Annotated in this window: 10 protein-coding genes; 2 read left to right on the top strand and 8 right to left on the bottom strand. The window is 37.7% G+C overall.

The window, feature by feature from the left end:
• The first annotated feature begins 1,241 nt into the window (after window positions 1-1,241).
• Window positions 1,242-4,082: a SusC/RagA family TonB-linked outer membrane protein gene (locus LIV57_RS15015; protein ID WP_227943293.1), complete on the top strand. Its 2,841-nt coding sequence runs from the start codon at window positions 1,242-1,244 to the stop codon at window positions 4,080-4,082.
• A 15-nt stretch (window positions 4,083-4,097) separates the two neighbouring features.
• A complete protein-coding gene (locus LIV57_RS15020; RefSeq protein ID WP_227943294.1) occupies window positions 4,098-5,993 on the top strand; it encodes a SusD/RagB family nutrient-binding outer membrane lipoprotein in 1,896 nt (631 codons plus the stop codon).
• Window positions 5,994-6,131: 138 nt separating this feature from the next.
• Here LIV57_RS15020 and LIV57_RS15025 read toward each other — a convergent pair whose 3' ends face one another.
• The 8 genes from LIV57_RS15025 to LIV57_RS15060 form a co-directional block, all read right to left on the bottom strand.
• On the bottom strand, window positions 6,132-6,701 hold the full coding sequence (locus LIV57_RS15025) for a hypothetical protein (RefSeq protein ID WP_227943295.1): 570 nt from the start codon (window positions 6,699-6,701) through the stop codon (window positions 6,132-6,134).
• A 9-nt stretch (window positions 6,702-6,710) separates the two neighbouring features.
• Window positions 6,711-7,244, bottom strand: a complete 534-nt coding sequence (locus LIV57_RS15030) for a hypothetical protein (RefSeq protein ID WP_227943296.1) — start codon at window positions 7,242-7,244, stop codon at window positions 6,711-6,713.
• Window positions 7,241-9,994 (bottom strand): hypothetical protein, encoded by a 2,754-nt coding sequence (locus LIV57_RS15035; protein ID WP_227943297.1) that lies wholly within the window; start codon window positions 9,992-9,994, stop codon window positions 7,241-7,243. The genes LIV57_RS15030 and LIV57_RS15035 overlap by 4 nt, the downstream gene beginning before the upstream one ends.
• A complete protein-coding gene (locus LIV57_RS15040; RefSeq protein ID WP_227943298.1) occupies window positions 9,987-10,787 on the bottom strand; it encodes a WxL protein host-binding domain-containing protein in 801 nt (266 codons plus the stop codon). Before LIV57_RS15040 ends, LIV57_RS15035 begins: the two co-directional genes overlap by 8 nt.
• A 105-nt stretch (window positions 10,788-10,892) precedes the next feature.
• On the bottom strand, window positions 10,893-11,471 hold the full coding sequence (locus tag LIV57_RS15045; protein ID WP_110011703.1) for a hypothetical protein: 579 nt from the start codon (window positions 11,469-11,471) through the stop codon (window positions 10,893-10,895).
• 173 nt (window positions 11,472-11,644) lie between these two features.
• On the bottom strand, window positions 11,645-13,990 hold the full coding sequence (locus tag LIV57_RS15050; RefSeq protein ID WP_227943299.1) for a phosphocholine-specific phospholipase C: 2,346 nt from the start codon (window positions 13,988-13,990) through the stop codon (window positions 11,645-11,647).
• A gap of 83 nt (window positions 13,991-14,073) precedes the next feature.
• Window positions 14,074-15,594: a SusD/RagB family nutrient-binding outer membrane lipoprotein gene (locus LIV57_RS15055; RefSeq protein ID WP_227943300.1), complete on the bottom strand. Its 1,521-nt coding sequence runs from the start codon at window positions 15,592-15,594 to the stop codon at window positions 14,074-14,076.
• A gap of 20 nt (window positions 15,595-15,614) precedes the next feature.
• Entirely contained in the window at window positions 15,615-18,773 is a 3,159-nt protein-coding gene (locus tag LIV57_RS15060) for a SusC/RagA family TonB-linked outer membrane protein (protein ID WP_227943301.1), read from the bottom strand.
• Window positions 18,774-18,949: the final 176 nt, after the last annotated feature.

Raw genomic sequence — 18,949 nt, forward strand, 5'->3', positions numbered from 1 at the left:
AGACTCTAATAAAGGAGGCTGGATTCCTACGGAATGACACAATTGGAAAGAAGGGGCACAAATGAAAAAGAAAGACGCCAGTTAAACCATAGCACAACTGGAAAGGGATGTTTACGACACTATTGAAGATCATTACCCCGATTCAGCCTAAATTTATTCATTCTTCCGGCTGTTCATTCTTTGCTTTCACTAGTATCGTTTATCCCACCCATCTGGCACTCCGCAGGAGCCTCAACAAAGTATTATCAAAAAACTCAGCAGTATTACTTTTGCTTTTTAAACTTTAAATCATAAAGACTCTAATAAAGGAGGCTGGATTCCTACGGAATGACACAATTGGAAAGAAGGGGCACAAATGAAAAAGAAAGACGCCAGTTAAACCATAGCACAACTGGAAAGGGATGTTTACGACACAATTGAAAGATCATTACCCCGGTTCAGCCTAAATTTATTCATTCTTACGGCTGATCATTCTTTGCTTTCACTACTATCGTTTATCCCAACTATTTGTCACTCCGCAGGAGTCTCGGCAATCCATATGTCTTAATTACCATCAAACAATTTTACAGTATCAAATCGTCTGAATTAAAGGAATCCTAAAGACTCTAATAAAGGAGGCTGGATTCCTGCGGAATGACACAGTGGAAAGAAGCGGCGCAAATGAAAGAGAAGGATGCCAGTTGAACCTTAGAATAAGTGGGCTACCGTTTCTGCCACCCATCTGTCACTCCGCAGAAGTCTCAATAAAGTATTGTCAAATGACTCAATATTACTTTTGCTTCTTTACCTTTTAAACATATAATACTGTAATCAATAAGGCTGGATTCCTGCTGAATGATACGATTGGGGATATATGAACTCACGATTTAAGCTGATCATTTATAATATACAACAGTCACTCCATAGGAATCTCAACAAATCCATTATTTTTTTCAACTCAATCCCCATAAAGTACAAGATTCAAACTATAGCTCTTCTAACTTTAAATTTTACTTAATTATTTAAGTATCAAAAGCTTTACACTCATAATAATGATTGAATATGTTATGATTAGAATAATTTGGTTGCTTTTATTAGTGGATTTAGCATAAATAATTAATGATTGTATATTAATTTAATAAGAATTACGTTTATTTGTTGAAATATCTAGTGATATTGTTAAATATATACCAAATCTCATTTTTATTAAAAAAACCATTTTTAAGGTTGGGCTGCTCCAATCCTTATTCTTTTTCGGTGGATTGTATGCACAAAGTGATTCAACTAAAGCGTCAAAGATTGACGAAATAGTTGTTACAGCTTATGGTGTAAAAAAAGAAAAAAAAGCGCTGGGATATTCTTTCCAGGATGTGAAAGGACAAACCCTTGTCGACGCCAAAGAAAATAATGTTACCAATGCATTAGCAGGAAAAGTTGCCGGGTTACAAGTGATTAAAGGAAGTTTTGGACCAGGTTCTTCCTCCAAAATTAGCCTGCGGGGGTTTAATTCTTTTACAGGAGATAATCAGCCTCTTATTGTGGTAGATGGAGTTCCGTTAAGTAATAGCTTAGGATCAAAGGCTAAGCAGAATGGAAAAGATTCTAATAACGATTTCTGGAATCCGGATCTTGATATGGGTAATGGTTTAAGTGATATCAATCCGGACGACATTGAAAGTCTTTCTGTTCTGAAAGGTGGTGCTGCTTCTGCTCTTTATGGTTCCAGAGGTGGGAACGGTGTTATTTTGATTACTACAAAAACCGGTAAAAGAAAAGGGGGATTAGGAATTACATATTCTACAAGCTTAGGTTTTGAAAATATTTTTATGAAACCTGATTTGCAGCATAGTTTCGCACAAGGAAGTAATGGTTTGGTCAATCCTCAGGGGACCGACAATACAACTTCCTGGGGACCAACTTTTGAAGGTTCAAATATGACAGTCCACGATAACTTAAAAAACTTTTTTAAGACAGGAACTAATTCTCAGCATACATTGAGCTTTCAGGAGAACATTGGTGAAGGATCAAGCTTGTACACTTCTGCTAATTATTTAAGCAGTAATAGCCAGATTCCGAACTCAAAATATGAGAGGTTCAATTTTATGGCGAAAATGAATTCTAATTTTGGGGCTAATAAAAGATGGACTACTGAGGTGAAAGCTCAGTATATGAGTGTTAAAGGTACAAACAGACCCTCTGCAGGGCAAGGTGACGGGAATTACTACCCAGCAATCCTTCTGATGCCTCAAAATGTTGATATAAGAGATTACCGTGAGGGGCAGATGCAAAATGGAGTGACATCGCGCTGGATAACTTCCAATGGAATTAATCCTTATTGGACCGCCTATAATGCATTGAACGCTGATAAAAAAGACCGGTTTTTATTAAACGGATATCTTAAATATCAATTTAATAACTGGCTGAGCGCAGATGTAAGATTAGGAACGGATTTCTATTCCTTAAATACGGATGCCAGGGTTTGGACGGGATCCAGACGTAATAATTCTTACTCTAGCGGTCAGGAAAAGTTCTATGAAAATAATTATATCATAAGTCTTAATGCTAAAAAAGATGATATTGTTGGTAAATGGGGAGGATCGCTTTCTGTTTATGGACAGATGATGGAAAGCAGGGATAAAGCATTATATTTCTCCACACAAAATCTCGTTATTGCCAATGTTTTCAGTACGTCTAATACGAGTGATCTTGCTTCTGTTACAACAACCGAAGTTGATATGTGGAAAAAAATTAATTCAGTATTTGCTGCTGCTGAAATTAATTATGACGGATATTGGTTTCTGAATGCTACGGCAAGAAATGATTGGTCTTCTACTTTGAATATAAATAACAGGTCTTATTTTTATTCTTCTGTGAGTACTTCATTAGTTTTGACAGATATGCTGAAAAAATTAAATGGTACTACTTTAAATGCCTTAACATTTGCTAAGCTTCGCGCGGCATACGCAGCTACAGGAAATTCTTTACAACCCCAACAGTTATATAATACCTATACCGCTTCCACAGATCCAAGCGGACATGTAGTGTTAACAAGAAATAAAATTCTTTTTAATTCAGATCTTCATGCCGAGAAGCTTAAAAGTTTTGAAGTCGGTGCAGATATGAAGTTTTTTGACAGAGTCTCTTTAGACATAAGTTATTTTAGTAATAATGCGACAGAGCAACTGATAGATTTACCAATAAATCCCCTTTCTGGATATGAGAAAAAGAAAATTAATTCAGGAGGGCTGCATAACAAAGGGTTTGAATTCGTAATGAATACAGATATCTTTAAGAAGGAAAGTTTTGTGTGGAATGTCAATGCCAATTTTTCAACGTTAAAAAGCAACATCGATAAAATTGATGGAATTGTTTCAAAATATCCTTTATCAGGTTTTGATAACGTTGCTTTCTTCGCAGAAGTAGGAAAACCTTACGGATCCATTTACGGAACAAAATTCTTAAGAGTAGAAGATACCAGCAGTCCTTATTACGGAAAATTGATTGTGGATCAAAACGGATTACCGCAGGCAACGCCTGATCAATATTATTTAGGAGATCAAACCCCGAGAGCTTTGTTTGGTTTTACAAACAGCTTTGTTTATAAAAATATCGGACTTTCATTTTTAATTGACGGAAGAATCGGAGGTAAATTCTTCTCTGCAACACAGGCTGCATTACAAGCGAATGGACTTGCTGCAGATACTGCACCCGGAGGAAAACGTGATAATATGATTTTAGATGCCGTAGTGGAGGGAAATGGCGGTTATACAGCAAATACAAAAGAAATTACTCAACAGGATTATTGGGGAGCTGTAACATCCGGAAACTTAGGAATTACAGAGCAAAATATTTATGATGCTACCAATATTCGTTTAAGAAATATTCAGCTGACATATAATTTTCCTAAAAGTATTTTCCAAAAACTAGCCTTACAGAGTGCTAAAGTAGCTTTTACGGCCAATAACGTATGGATGATCTATAGTAAAGCTAAAGGCATCGACCCGGAATCTGTATTCGCAATTAATTCTAATGCTACAGGATTTGAAAACCTTGCTTTTCCTACTTCAAGATCTTATTTATTTACAATCACTTTAGGCTTTTAATTAACAACTGAAACAATGAAAAAATATATCTTATCATTTTTTACGATTGGTTTACTATGTACTTCATGCAATGATTTTGAAGACATTAATAATAACCCGTTTGCCGTAGACGCTAATAAGGCAGAACCCGAATATTTATTAAATAACTCAATTCTCGGTGCCCAGCAGGATCCTAATATTGCAGAACGTGTTTTTGTTTTATACTGGAAAACGGCAGCAAGACAGCATTTGACAACCGGAATTGCAGGTGGAACGTACGACGATTCCTGGACTTCCGAATACTGGAAATACATTTCAGATTGGCTGAATAATGCGAATGCAGCCATTCAGTTGGCTAATGAAAAAAAGGCGGCCGGGCAGGGAAAACCTTATTATGATAATGTCATTCAGGTTTCCAGAATCTGGAGAGCTTATTTAATGAGTGAATTTTCGGATAATTTCGGACCTCAACCTATTCACGCTTTTCAGGGAACGAATCCTACTTTTAATTCTGAAAAAGAAGTGTATTATTTTATTTTGGAAGAATTGAAAGATGCAGTCGCCAAAATGGACACAACCCAGGGAGTACCATCCAATGCTAATGCCTATGATATGGTGTATGGGTTTAATTGGAGTCAATGGGTAAAATATGCCAACTCTATGAGGATGAGAATTGCCATGAGAATCGCCGAAGTAGATCCTTCAAAAGCAAAAACAGAATTTGAAGCAGCGGCAAATTCAAATATGTTTATCGCTACAAGTGCAGATAATTTTAAAGTTGCTGAAAAACCGGGATGGGATGCGCTAACAGGCGTAATGTCCAGAGAATGGAACTCTCAAATTTTATCAGCAACCCTTAATAATTTATACATTGGCCTGGGAGGAGTAAATTCTACAGACCAATTACCAGCAGCTCAACATACACAGGTAAAAGCATCTGATTATATTGGTATAAAATATGATCAACAGTTCACTACAATGACCAACGACCCAAGTGCAGGATACTGGCTGGACGGATTACCCAATAAAATCGATCCGAGAGCCTATAAAACATTCTATATTCCGGGGGATCTTACAAGCCCGGTTTACTCATTGTATCCCACGTATACCAATCAGGCAACTACCAATCACGGAGATCTTACTTTTGAAGACAATTCTAAAATAACAATAAATACCGTAAATACCTGGAATGCCTATACCATTGGAAACTGGGGCGTAAAAGGACAGAGAAACGGCTTGAGAAATGTAGTAGGATGTATGCCGGCTTTAGGTAAGCAGTATAGAGAAAGTAAGAATGCAAGAATATTTTTTGCAAGCTGGGAAACCTATTTCCTTCTGGCAGAAGCTGCATTGAAAGGCTGGACAGTTCCAATGAGTGATGAAGCTGCATATAATAAAGGAATTCAGGAAAGTTTTGTTTATAATGGAGTTTCACAATTCTATGGTCAATATATTGCTTCAACAGATTATAACCGTGACGGTACTTCTGTTTCTTATAGTCATATTACAGAACCGGGAGCAAGCCATACCATGAAATATAAAGATCCTGTAACCGGGAACTTGGTTTCTGTTGAAATTAAATATCCTGTGAATACCATTTATAAGAACGGATCGGTAAAAAATGATAAACTGACAAAGATTATTACTCAGAAATATATTGCCAATATGCCTTGGCTACCGTTAGAATCCTGGAATGATCAGAGAAGACTTGGGCTGCCGTTTTTTGAAAACCCAGCCATTGAAACTCCATTGCCAAACCTTCCTAATCTGAGCTCAGGAAACTATATGACGAATTCTATTCAGAACTTCCCTCAGAGATTAAGATATCCAAGTACTTTCAGAAATACGGATCAGCCTGGATATGATAAAGCTGTACAGTTACTTGGGGGCACAGATGCTGTACTGACTCCTCTTTGGTGGGCCAAACATTAATTAAGTTTACATACTAAAAAAACAATTCTTTTCTCATTTTGAAAAGAATTGTTTTTTTAGATGCAAATTGACTGAATATCTCTTTAAATGGATTGTTCAATTAATTATAATAAGTAGTATATGGATTGGCTTTGGAGTTTAATTGGCTCCAATTGTAAAAACTACCTGAGTACTATAAGCCGCCGCAGGAATTGTTACAGAAACGCCACTAATTTCCAATTGTACACTAATAGCTGAGTAATCTACACTATTGCTGATTCCTAATAATCCTGTAAAAGTAATAGTTGATAGCGTTACGGCACTGGCTTGAAGTATTTCTATATAATTGGCCGTCCCACCATTAATTGTTGCGGTGCATCCCAGGCAAAGTCCATTTATCTTAGTAGTACCTCCACTTCTTTTCGCATAGAGTTTCAGAGAGTTGTTCCAGGACGTTGGAGCAAGCTGCATGGATATTTTGGCACCTGAGGCTGAAAGAACATTCAGAAAAGATCCTGGTAAATTGCCTGATAGTGTTAACTGAGAAGGATTCTCATAGGTCCCGATATAGTTACTTCCTGCCTCTGTAATGGCAGGTACACTGACAGTCCAGCTTGTTCCTGCAATGTTTATAGTTTGCCCTTTAAGACAAGCACCTGCTATTAAAGCAGTAATATATAGATATCTTTTTAAAAACTGTTTTTTAAAAAACGGGCTTTCTATTTTCATTTTTTAATTTTATTCTGTGATGGTGTAGGTGATGACAATTGCTGTATTGGCCTGTGCCTGTAAATTGGCATACGTGTTGGTGGAAAGCGATATGGTAAGTCCATGACCATTATTGGCCCCGGTTCCTGTATATGCTCCGCCAATACCGCTAATAATTGTAGTAGGAGTGGTAGTAAGGGTAACCTGTCCTGCAGATGTTCCCAATGTTCCGCCTCCTGCTCCGGAAGCCGCAGCTGCCTGCAGCCTTATATTGACTCCGGCAATAACTTGATTCACAGATGCTGTAATCCTTCTTGTAAGTCCTCCGGAAGTAATAGCAGATGTATAGTTGATCCACTTTGATGTATTGGGAGTTGGAGCTACCAGAGCATTTCCAGCCTCGGTAGGACGTGTGAAATTTAATGTAATACTTCCTGTAGGTTCAACATCCATTAAAGTTACTACAGGCAGTGTTAGACTGACAGTTGTACTTGCGGTCTGAGAATAAACAGAACCGGACAAAGCACACAACGCCATGAACAATATGGAACGGATTAGCATCATCTCTTCTTTTTTATTTCATTATAGCCTACTTTCAAGGATTCCTGCTGGTACTTGATTTCTATCTGCTGTTTGACAACATTGATCGTTATTTTCTTTGTTTCCGAAGGCTGTAAAGTAAATATAAATTTGTCCGTTGAAATTTTATAACGCTTATCAAGTCCATTTCGGTAAACCTTAACAGTCCAGTCTCCCGGGCGTAGATAGGTGAAATCAAAATCTTCTCCTATGTAGCATACTTTGCGGAAAATCTGATCATTATTGGAAGCTTCTACAATGATACTTTCTTTTTTCTTCTTTCCTTTGGCAGATGGCAGCTGGCCAAAATCATTTTGATCTTTATCTCCGGTTTCCAGGAACTTAACATGCCCCTGAACAGTCGCCGCTGTTGTTAATCCGAAATTAAAAGTATTTTCCTTATTAAGTAATGAAAGCGCTGCAGGAAAAGTCTGGGTTGGAATATCATTGATTTCTGTCGTGGAACGGTCTATTTCAAGAAAATAGTTACCGGGAACAACATTTTTAAACATATAATTTCCATCCTTATCCGTAACAGACAGATAACTTCCAAGCATTAATCTTATTCCTTCTGTTTTTTTTAATCCTGAGCTGCTGATATTTCCGGACAGTGAAATATACTCGGCAATTTTCTGTACAGGAACGTTGGGGCGCCAGGTATAACGCATGGAAAATATAAAATCTTTATCTCCGATTTCTCCTCTTTGTAGTGAATACCTTCCGGAAAGATCAAGTTCGTTTCCCGGAAACAGCTGCTGATGAAAAAGGAGTTCAAACAGATTTCTGTCTTTAAAATATTCCTCGGGCATATAATTGTTCTGATAAAAGATACTTAAGCTGGTCTTATCGGAAAACTGACTGAAGATTCTCGCTCCGTAATAAAGATTTCTCTGGTTTTTAAGCTGATATCTTGAGCTTATAGCATAACTTCCGAAGATGTTAAAGGACGTTCTGAATTTTTGAAATGAAAGATTTGCAGAATAAAAACTGGAATTTCCACTAAATCCGGTCAGATAATTATCTGTTTTACCGAATTGTCCATCCAGATTGACCTGGAAAACTCCTATTTGCTGATTAATACTCACCTTGAAATAACGTTCGTAATAATCAAACTGTTTTGGTTCCAAACGGTCTTTATAAGTTTGATATCCGTTATTCAGGATGATGGAACCAGTAGGAATATATTTGTATTGCACTCCATATTGAAAATACTTTCTGTAGGGGGCAGCCAGTAACAATGTATCTCTCTGGAAATTTTTGGCATCCTGCATATAATTGGCGAATACACTGATTTTTTTGGTGATATTATAATAAATATTACCATTAAAGGTATTGGTATTGGTAAAATATCCGGCAAAATCAGGGCTGGCTCTCATATACATCAGACTTCCGTTTAATTTTTTAAATACAGCTTGTGCCTGTAGTAAATAAGCGGTTCCATCAGTGTTCTTCGTTGTACTATATGCCAGTTCTCCGGAAAGGTTGATATTTTTTGAAACCTTGAATTTTCCTTTGGCATAAGGAAGATGCGCATCAGAGTCAAGTCGTACGTCACTATATCTGATTTCTTCCTTCCTTGGGGTTTTGTAGAGATAGCCTACAGAAATTTCGGACTCTTTCCGGATTTTAAAAGCAGAATACATATTAAATTCATCTTTAATATCTCTGAAGAATCTGGGATGATTGTAGAATCCCCCAAAGCTTACTTTATTAAAATCATAGCGGATTTCTGCCCCACGGCCATATCTTGCAAATTCTGTAAGATAGGACGATGAATAGGTTTTATCACCAAGATGAATAAACAATTTATCCCTTTTATAATTCACAAAATACTCCTCATATTGGGTGAATGTATTAAGTTCCACCGGATTATGGGTAACCGCTCTAAATTCGATCTGGTTTTTATGATCCTTATCCAGTGTTCCTTTACCATAGATTTCACCTTGAAAACCATCATTATAAACTCCCATATTCTGCATTCCGATAAAAGATAGAGAGAGGGCAACAGGAAGTCTGTGATAAATATCGTTTTCAGATGGCTTTACTGAAATTACCTGAGTAGTTGCGTAGACATGCTGAATTTCTTTGGGGTGGCTCTTCGGGTGTACCGAAAGATTTAGGTTCTGAAATTCATTTTGGCTAAGTTCAGGACTTGTTACTTTGTGAATCGTAATAATTTTTGATTCATTGGGTGCAAGAACAAGGGATGATTCGTTATCAACTAAAGCATTTTTACTTTCAAGAACAATGCTTTCTGTACCATTACCATTATTTTTCAAAAGGAAAGAAGCACGGATTGTTTCTCCTGCCCTTACAAATTCAGGGGTATTCAACGCAGTAACCAGAAGCTTTCTGTTTCCGGAAACTAGGATTTTTGAATTTTTTGTAAATGTTGTTCCATTACTACGGTCCATAATATTCAGAGTTACAGAATAAGTGCCCTGTCCTGTTTCTGTTCCGATACGTAAAGGAACGAGATATACTGATGTTTCATACGGAAGAATCTGAAATTCTCCTTTTGCCAGAATAGGATTGATTGAGGAACTTGATGTGACAACTGAAATATCATATGTTTTGGTTTCCTTCGAATTATTTTCTAAGGTGAAGGGAATAGAAGTAGACATTCCCGGCATTAAACTATCTTTTTTACTGATCAACCGGTTGGGTTGCTCCTGGGAAAAAATAAATACCGGGAATAGTGATATGATAATAAATAAAGTCCAATTTCTAATCATTCTTTACTTCTAATTCCACATTGAGTGCAAAAGCATTCTCTTCTTCATCGGTGGCTATAATAGCTGCTTTGTATTTATCAGGGGGTAATTTACTGATATCAATGTAAAATGTTTTGGAGGTGTCTGGCAAAAGCCCCATGGTTAAACTTGAATAAGTTCCCACTTTTTCACCCGTTTTGCGGTTATAGATTTCAATGGAAGCTGTAGGTTTACAGTAAAGATTGCCATTATTGGCTATTGCTACCTTTACAGTTTGTTTTCCCTCCTGTTTTTCCACCTTTACACTTTCAAACTTAAGGTCCGGCTGGGCCTTTTCTGTTTCAAAATCTGTAATGACCTGAATGGCATACCGTATAACAGAAGTGATACTTACTCCCGGCTTACCGTCGCTGGGTTTTATCTCTTCTACCGGCTCTACAATAATCACACTCCAATAACTTCCCGGATCCATTGCCTGATTGGGAACTGTTATTTCATAGAATATCTCAGTCTTTTCTTTACCTTTAAGCGTAACAAGATTGGTATTAAGCTTTAGCCATTCTCCATTACTGCGTTTATTGGTACGTAATACTGTATAATTGATCGTTCCGTCCGCATGGTAGGTATAATCCTGTAAAAATATTTTTACACTTTGAGGGTTGCTCCCTGTGTTTTCAATAGCAACTTTTCCTTTATACACCTTTCCGTTTTCTATTTTGTAAGAATGCGTAAGCCCGTTGAGAATCACAATACCGGCATGTAAAAAGCTGAACTGCAAAATCAGGGTGATCAAAAGAAGGATACGCTTTATCATTGTGTAAAGTTTGGAGTTAAATCATTAATAATACAAAGCCAGGAAGAAACTGAATAACAACTTCTTCTTGTTTTTTGAAACGCGAAATTGAATTTAAATTAAATTCTAATTGTCTGATATCGTATACGTAACGGTAGCAGCAACAGTAGCTGTAGCCTGTAAATCTGCATATGCGGCTACCCCTCCAGGACCACTTCCTGCAGCGATTGCATAGGTAAGATTGTGACCGTTATTAGCTCCATTTCCTGTATAAGCGCTTCCAATACCGGAAATAATTGTCTGGTCAGTACCAGTTAATGTAAGCAGTCCTGCGGAAGTTCCCAATGTACCTGCTCCTGCTCCGGTGGCCGCCGCCGCCGTTACATTAAGATCTACTCCAGGAATGATAGCGTTCATTTTTACGCTTACGTTACGGGTAGGGTCTGCCACAGATTTGATAGAAGAATAATTAAGCCACAAAGTCGTGTTGGCTGCAGCTGGAATAATGGGATTTCCTGCTTCAGTAGGTGCTGTAAATCCAAGGGTAATATTTTTTGTTGCTGATGGCTCAATATCTACCAATGCAACTTCGGGAATAGAAATGGTAACCGTATGGTTATCTGTAGCGAGATCTTGGGCACTCAGATTCCCGCATAGAGCAAACGCAAATAAAGACGCTGCAATAGTTAAATTTAGTTTTTTCATGACACTGTTAATTAGTAAAGTGAAGATAATAAAATTCAACATCTTTTGAAAAAAATATACCACAATTTTTTTATAACTGCTTATTTATCATATGTAATGCATTATAAGATGAAATAACTCAAAAAAAATACTACACAACTTTGTGCAGTATTTTATCAATATTATAAGCGTTTTTAAGCCCAATGCGGATCAGAAACGGAAACTTTTCCGGTTTCTATTCTTCCGGCAAAGTGCCACAGATGATCGTCTAATTTTAGCTTCAAATCATACCAGCCTTTATATTTATCAAGATCAATAATGATTTTTTCTTCCGTTTTTTGTACAGAAATTGTTCTTTCACTTCTTGTGTAAAGATCTTCCAGACGGATGGAAAAATTTTCCTTTTTATGATTTCTGATGATTAATTCAATCTGATTTTTTGAGACCATATTCGTCAAGATCACCTCTGTTTCTGCAGTTTTATTTCCCTTAAATTTCCTGAAAAAGCCATTGGGACCGAAAATTTCATAATCATAAGCTCCTGAATGCACAGTATGGGATAGCGTTTTCTTTGCATACAAAGCATATGAAAAATGATAATTATTATTGTCGAATTGAGTTCTGTCATATACCAAAAGCGGAACACCGTTCTCTTTTAAATTGGTCATTTTTATCTGTTCCCCTTCCAGATTGACATGGAAATGATACGGCAGCGGATTGGATGGTTTCAAACCTCTTTCCTGAATATCAAGTAAACTTTCATTCAGTTCATTTTCCGAATACCATTTCAGGTTGGGAACCGGTTTATTTTTGGCAGCATTGATGGTTTTAGCATAATCCTTCTGATCAAGATAATCCATCTGAGGAACTTTTACACTGGAAGAATTGAAAGCTGATGTAAGATCACCGCATACCGCTCTTCTCCAGTCGCTGATATGGTCAACATGAACATTCTTTTTGAATTTTTTCATGATAAAATTCTCCAAAAACTGCAGGACAGACGTGTGATCCGATACTTCAGAGTTTACGAAACCTCCTTTCGTCCAGGGAGAAGCGATGATCATAGGGACTCTGTAACCCAATCCGACAGTTCCTTCTACTTTTTCATAGCTTTTCAAAGAAGGATTGCTCATATATTCCTGAGTTTTATCCACATATTCCACCCCTTCTTTTCCGTTCATATCAACAGGCTGGTTTGGATTTACCGGCGGGGCAAAAGGAAGTACATGATCAAAATACCCGTCATTTTCATCATAATTGATGATGAAAATTGTTTTTTTCCAGGTTTCAGGATCTTTAGTCAGGATATTCAAAACTTCAGAAATATACCATGCTCCATACCAAGGTGATCCCGGATGATCTGAAAAATGTTCCGGAGCTACCAGCCAGGAAACCAGAGGAAGTTTTTTCTCTTCCACATCTTTACGGAACTGGAATAATACATCACCCTCGGGAACGACAAGCCTTTCGCCATTTTCATCTTTTCCGATCTCCAGTTTCCAGTAATCAGGATCATTTACATTGGTGGTGAAAGCTTTTTCGTGAAGGTTTTTCTCTTCATTTGAAAGTTTTGAATAATTGTCAGGATGGTACTTCACCTGATCTTCCTGAACTTCAGCCAGCATGGCTTCCAGTCTTTTTTTCTGATCAGGATTTTTTTCAATTTCCTTTTTCAGATAGGTTATGATATTGGGAATGTTTTCATAATATCCTTTTGAAAACTTAACATTGAATCTTGAAAACCACTCAATCGGGTTATCCGTAAAATTACTTAACCAGGCCTCCTGCTCGCCGGACATTCCTTTTGGAAGACTGATTTCGTTCTGATAAATTCTCCATGAAACATTCTGTTCTTCCAAAATCTCAGGGAAGGTTTTCCATTTGGCCTGTCTTGCTTTATCATAATCAATGTTTTCATTAACAACATTGGCTTTTACTTTTCCATTTTGCTGCTCCCTTAATGTTCCGGACCAAAGGAATAGCCTGTTGGGAGTTGTTCCGGTGAGTGAAGAGCAGAAATACTGGTCGAATATGGTAAATGCATCTGCCAGCTGATAATAAAACGGAAGGTCTTCACGGTTGTAATATCCTAATGTCAGCGGAATATTTTTATAATCTTTATTTCCTGAGGCTTTTGCCTGAAGCCACTGATCGAATTTCCCTTTGTTCAGTGCTTTCTGCTGATCTGCCCATGAATGAGGCAAAGAGCTCATCCAGGTGGATTTCGTATTTCTTAAATCCAGGCGGGCGGGAGAAGCATATTTCCCTTCGTCATTTTTTTGGAAAAAGACGGAATGTCCATCCTGTTTTACAAAAGCTCTTTTATCTAAAAAGCCCCTTACTCCCTTAAGAGCACCAAAAGCATGATCAAATGAACGGTTCTCCTGCATCAGGATCACAACATGTTCTGCATCATAAAATGTAGACTGGGCAGCCGGATCAATGGCTAAAGCTTTTAAAATGGAAGGATGCAGTACGCCTGAAGTTCCTAATCCTGCTAATAAAAGACTTGATTTCTCTAAAAATTCTCTTCTGTTCATATTCAATCGTAATAAGAAAGAAACCGCAAGTTAATAGGATTTTCCTGCGGTTTCTTTGTTTTTATATAAAAATAATCAGATTTTTATTGTAACCACCAGGGTTTGGAGTTGATATTATCATTTCCTCCGTACTGAGCGTTTAAAGCAGCTTTTAAATTATTGCTGTTGTAATTATATTCAGACTGCGGATATCTGAACCTGAAAGGCGCCGGAACTCCTGTTTTTAAAGGATAATTTGGATAACCAGTTCTCAGATAATCATAATAAGAAGTCCATTGTGCCTGATGGAACATCGTCATGTATTTTTGAGTCATGATCTTTTCGAGCTGTGTCTGTAAAGGATCAGCATCATTATACACTACCAAAGGAGTGGCAAGATATTGGTTTACATCAAAGCCTGAGAAATATTGTCCCGGATTTTTTACATAAGTCTGATAAAAATTGAAACTTGCCTTAACAGCATTGTCGTAATGTGTTTTTGCCGACCCGGAAATCCAGCCTCTTGCTGCAGCCTCCGCCAGGATAAACTCAAGTTCTGAATAGCTTAATACAGAAGCAGGCTCATTGGTAGGATCTTTATAGAAACGGTCGTTTACTTTGGAAATATTTTTAGCTGTGATCAGAGCCGCATTATCAGAATAAGGAGAAATAGGATTTCCTCCGTTATATCCTGTATAATCTGTAATTGCTTTTCCGGCTTCCTTCGCTCCGGTAGTTTGTGCCGCAAAGGTGAACAGACGCGGATCATGCCTGTCTTTGAACATATTGATAAAATAATCTGCCATATACAAACTAGAACCATATCCACTGTTGTTAAACATAGTGTATCGGCTGTCTGCAGCATCAGCAAACTTAAGTTCACCGTTATCAGCAATGGAAGTCATGATAGACTGGCTTCCTGCAATGGCAGCAAATTCTGCAGCAATATTATAATTGCCTACAGTTGTTTTTTTAGATAAGGTAATAAGAATTTTCAGACGGAAGGAGTTGATCAGTTTTTTCCATTTTAAAGCATCTCCGTTGTATACAATATCCCCTTCAATTTTATCGTTGGTATTAATGAGATCATTGGCTTCTTTGAGCTCTGATAAAATTCCGGACATGATGGCTTCCTGTGAATCATATTTAGGCTGTGTAATTCCGGATTCACCTTTAGCTGCTTCAGAATAAGGAGCACTTCCGACTTTTAAACTGATATTGAAGAAATGATAGGCTCTCAGAAATTTCCCGATGGCCAGATAATTTTTATTTCCTCTTTTCTCTGCTTCCTGCATCATTTTTCCTGTATTCAGGAGTCCTTTGGTATACACTTCAAAAGAGGTGTCATTCCATTTCATATACTGATAAGAATTTTCACCATCGGTACCAATCATCATCCTTGAGGCATACATATTATCTCCATTTACCTGGAAAGTGTATTTTTCTACGTAGGTCAAAAGGTATTTAGGATCAATGCTGGCCTGGTCATTAGGATTTTCATTGATGGTATCAAGGTTGGATTCGCATGAAGCCAATGTAAGGAATCCCGCGGCAAACAGAGATTTCATCAGCCATTTTGCCGTTTTACCTTTTTGCCCTTTCATTTTGTTTATAGTATTTTTCATTGTCTTGACGTACTTTTTAGTTAAAACTTAAGATTAAAACCGATCCCAAACCATCTGCTGGACGGATCCTGGATATCATTAGCGACATCTCCGCTTCTGCCTGATCTGATCTGGAAATCAGGATCGGAGTAAAGGTTCTTTGATTTTTTCCACATCGCTAAATTATAAGCAGAAATATTGGCCGTGAAACCTTTTACCATTCCTTTCGGATTCAGTAATGAAGAGAAATCGTATTCCAGCACTACCGATCTCAGCTTAACGAAGGTTCTGTCGAAAACATTGGCAAATTCTTCACTTTCATCCTGCGTTACTCTTGCCTGATATGGATAATTCTGTGCCCAGTCCTGGAAGCTGATGGCTTTCGTGTGCGGAGTATAAAGACCGGTTGCAGGATTATAATTGACTCCATCCGGTACAAAATAATAGGTTCCCGGATTCGCGTATTCAAGATCTCTGTACGCTATAGAATTAGGATGTTTTCCACCCCACCACATTTTTTCTACGACCTGCGATCTCATTATCCCTCCAATGCTTCCGTCAATTCCGATATTTAAAGTGAATTTTTTATATTTAAAGGAGTTATTGAAACCGAAAGTCCAGTCCGGATTGAAGTGTCCTAAGTTAGTCGGAGCATTAGCTCTTGTCGGCATTCCTGAATTGGCATCAAGAATGACTTTCCCGTCCGGAGACTTTTGCCAGGTATAATCATAATAGCTGTCCATTCTTTCCCCTAACTTAATGTTCTGGTAGTTGGGCATATTATCATAAATAGAAGTCAGCTTTTGTTCATAAGTACTCCAGTTGATTAAGGTTTTCCAGCTGAAATCAGAAGTTTTTACCGGAACCATACCAAGAGTGATTTCAAAACCTTTTGTGGTATATTCATTCCCGTTTACATATTGTGAGGTGAAACCGGATGATTCAGCGGCAGGGAACTGAAGAATATTATTATAATCCAAAGTTCTGAAATAAGTAGCGTCCAAAGTAATCCTGTTATTCAGGAAACCTGCGCTTACCCCTAATTCATAAGATTTTGTCTGCTCGGGCTTCAAAGAGTTTTCCACATTCAGGGTCGTTGGATAATAATAAGTCGGATTTCCGTTGAATGTGATTCCCTGATTATTCAGATAATAATTTCTGATGGAATAAGGCTGGAAATCATAGGCTACTTTTGCCCAGGAAGCGGAAAGCTTCAACAGATTAATAGATTCCGGCAATTTTACCAGATTTGAAATAACCGCACTGATGGAAGCAGAAGGATAGAAGTAAGACCTGTTGGCTTTAGGCAGTGTGGAAGACCAGTCATTACGCCCGGAAATATTGATGAAGAAAGCATTATACAATCCGATATCAATGGTAGAATAAGCACTGTAAATCAGTTTTTCCTTCAGGTACGTATAATTTTTCAGCGCTCCGATAGAGTTTTCGAAGGTATACACTTCAGGAATTTTCAATCCGTCCGTAGACCTTTCATTGTTGTTGTTTTTATAATAGAAGGCGGAACCTCCGGCATTGATCGTAAAATCAAAGTTTTCAGATATTTTTTTCTTATAGGTGGCTAAAACATCATAGTTCAGGTTCCATGTTTTATTATCTTTCAGAATATATCCTCCGCTTCTCGGCGCACTATAATTGAAGTAAGAATAAGGGCTCAAAATTTCCGTTTTGCTGTGGTTTTCCACAAGAGATATTTTCCCTTTTACCGATAGATCCTGTGTTGCTTTATACTCTAAGCCTGTCTGTGCATTGATAATATCGGTTCTGTTCTGATTTTTATAATACTCAGCTCCGAACCATGGGTTGTTGTACCAGGCATAGTTCCAGTTGGCCTGTGCTCTTCCTTCCTTTCCGGGAATCCACATGTGATTTTTCAGAGCCTTTCCGTCTACATCGCCTCCCATCCAGATCAGGATGGTGTACATATGTCCGCTTGGATTATAATCGTAGTTGGGAATATTAGGGGTGAAGGCCTGGTTGAAGTTGAATTTTGTATCAAAGATTAATTTCTCACCAAGATGGTTTTCAGAAGAGAAGTTGATTCCGTATTTCTGAAGGTATGAATTCGGAACCCTGTCATCATAATTCATGAAATTCCCCGAGAATCTGTATACGTCTTTGTTGTTCCTGTAGCTGATCGCAAAGTTATTATTGTTGATAACTGCGGGTTTTAAAAAAGTATTTAAGTTATCATGGTACTTCCAGTCAATCGGAACTCTTTCATACCTTGATTTATCATCATACTGAGTTCCTGTTACTGCTCCATACCACGGAACAACCTGCCCTGTTACTTTATCTCTGATAGGGCTGTTCCATTGAGCGATCTGTAATCCCGGAACAAATTTTGGTCCCCAGATCATGTCTCCGTCATTCACGCCGCCATCAGCTCCGTCCCAGAATTCATATTTCCCATGGGAACCGTTACCGTATTCAGTCTGGGTTTTCGGGAGATTGGTAAACCCTGCAGTAATCATGGTGTTCTGGGAAAATTCTACAGAGAAACCTTTCTTTTTAGCATTTTTTGTGGTGATCAAAACAGCTCCGTAACGACCTCTTGAACCATAGAGAGCAGAAGCGGTAGCTCCTTTCAGGACGTTGATGTTTTCGATATTATTAGGATCTAAATTCTGGAAAACCTCTTTTTCTACAATCACACCATCAATGACAAAAACGAGATTGGAGTTTCCTCTCAATGTAAACTGTGGGGCCTGCTGCATTCCCGTTGGATTGGAAACATTCAGACCAGCAACCTGTCCGGAAAATAAGTTCCCGATACTTGGCGTAGTGATGGTTTCAAACTGTTTCGTTCCCACTTCCTGAGTAGCATATCCGATTTTCTCTTTCTTTTTGGCAATCCCTAATGCGGTAATCACAACACCTTCAATCTGTTTTTCGTTTTGCTTTTTTAAGACAACGGAATACTGTTTTTTGGAAGAAACCTCAACGGTATAAACGGAAAAATCAGGAGCAAAAAATTCAAGAATGTCTTTAGGGTTTGCAGAAATAGTGAAATTACCATTTTCATCTGTAGTAGCAGTCTTTCCTGTGTTTTTGTCGGTGATGTTCACACCGGAAACACTAGAACCGTTTTCTGATCTTACATTTCCTGAAATATTGATTTCCTGTGCAGAAAAATAAAGAGGAAGTAAAAAAACGGCAAAAGTGGCTAGAGTTTTCTTCATTTTTTTGAAGGCAAATTTAGCAGAGCACTGTTACCTGTACTTTAATGATGTATTAAAATAAAAATACGATTTAATATTTTTTAACATGAAGAATTAATAGAAAAGTAAAATAGAAAATGTCTTTTGTATACAGACTTTTGCTTTATTATATAAATATAGTTAGGAAGCTGGAGGCT

The sequence above is a fragment of the Chryseobacterium sp. X308 genome, assembly GCF_020733145.1.
Taxonomy (GTDB): domain Bacteria; phylum Bacteroidota; class Bacteroidia; order Flavobacteriales; family Weeksellaceae; genus Chryseobacterium; species Chryseobacterium cupriresistens.

Coding starts and splice junctions, on each gene's coding strand:
- LIV57_RS15025 (WP_227943295.1), bottom strand. CDS start 6,701: ATGAAAATAGAAAGCCCGTTTTTTAAAAAACAGTTTTTAAAAAGATAT.
- LIV57_RS15045 (WP_110011703.1), bottom strand. CDS start 11,471: ATGAAAAAACTAAATTTAACTATTGCAGCGTCTTTATTTGCGTTTGCT.
- LIV57_RS15020 (WP_227943294.1), top strand. CDS start 4,098: ATGAAAAAATATATCTTATCATTTTTTACGATTGGTTTACTATGTACT.
- LIV57_RS15030 (WP_227943296.1), bottom strand. CDS start 7,244: ATGATGCTAATCCGTTCCATATTGTTCATGGCGTTGTGTGCTTTGTCC.
- LIV57_RS15050 (WP_227943299.1), bottom strand. CDS start 13,990: ATGAACAGAAGAGAATTTTTAGAGAAATCAAGTCTTTTATTAGCAGGA.
- LIV57_RS15055 (WP_227943300.1), bottom strand. CDS start 15,594: ATGAAAAATACTATAAACAAAATGAAAGGGCAAAAAGGTAAAACGGCA.
- LIV57_RS15040 (WP_227943298.1), bottom strand. CDS start 10,787: ATGATAAAGCGTATCCTTCTTTTGATCACCCTGATTTTGCAGTTCAGC.
- LIV57_RS15060 (WP_227943301.1), bottom strand. CDS start 18,773: ATGAAGAAAACTCTAGCCACTTTTGCCGTTTTTTTACTTCCTCTTTAT.
- LIV57_RS15035 (WP_227943297.1), bottom strand. CDS start 9,994: ATGATTAGAAATTGGACTTTATTTATTATCATATCACTATTCCCGGTA.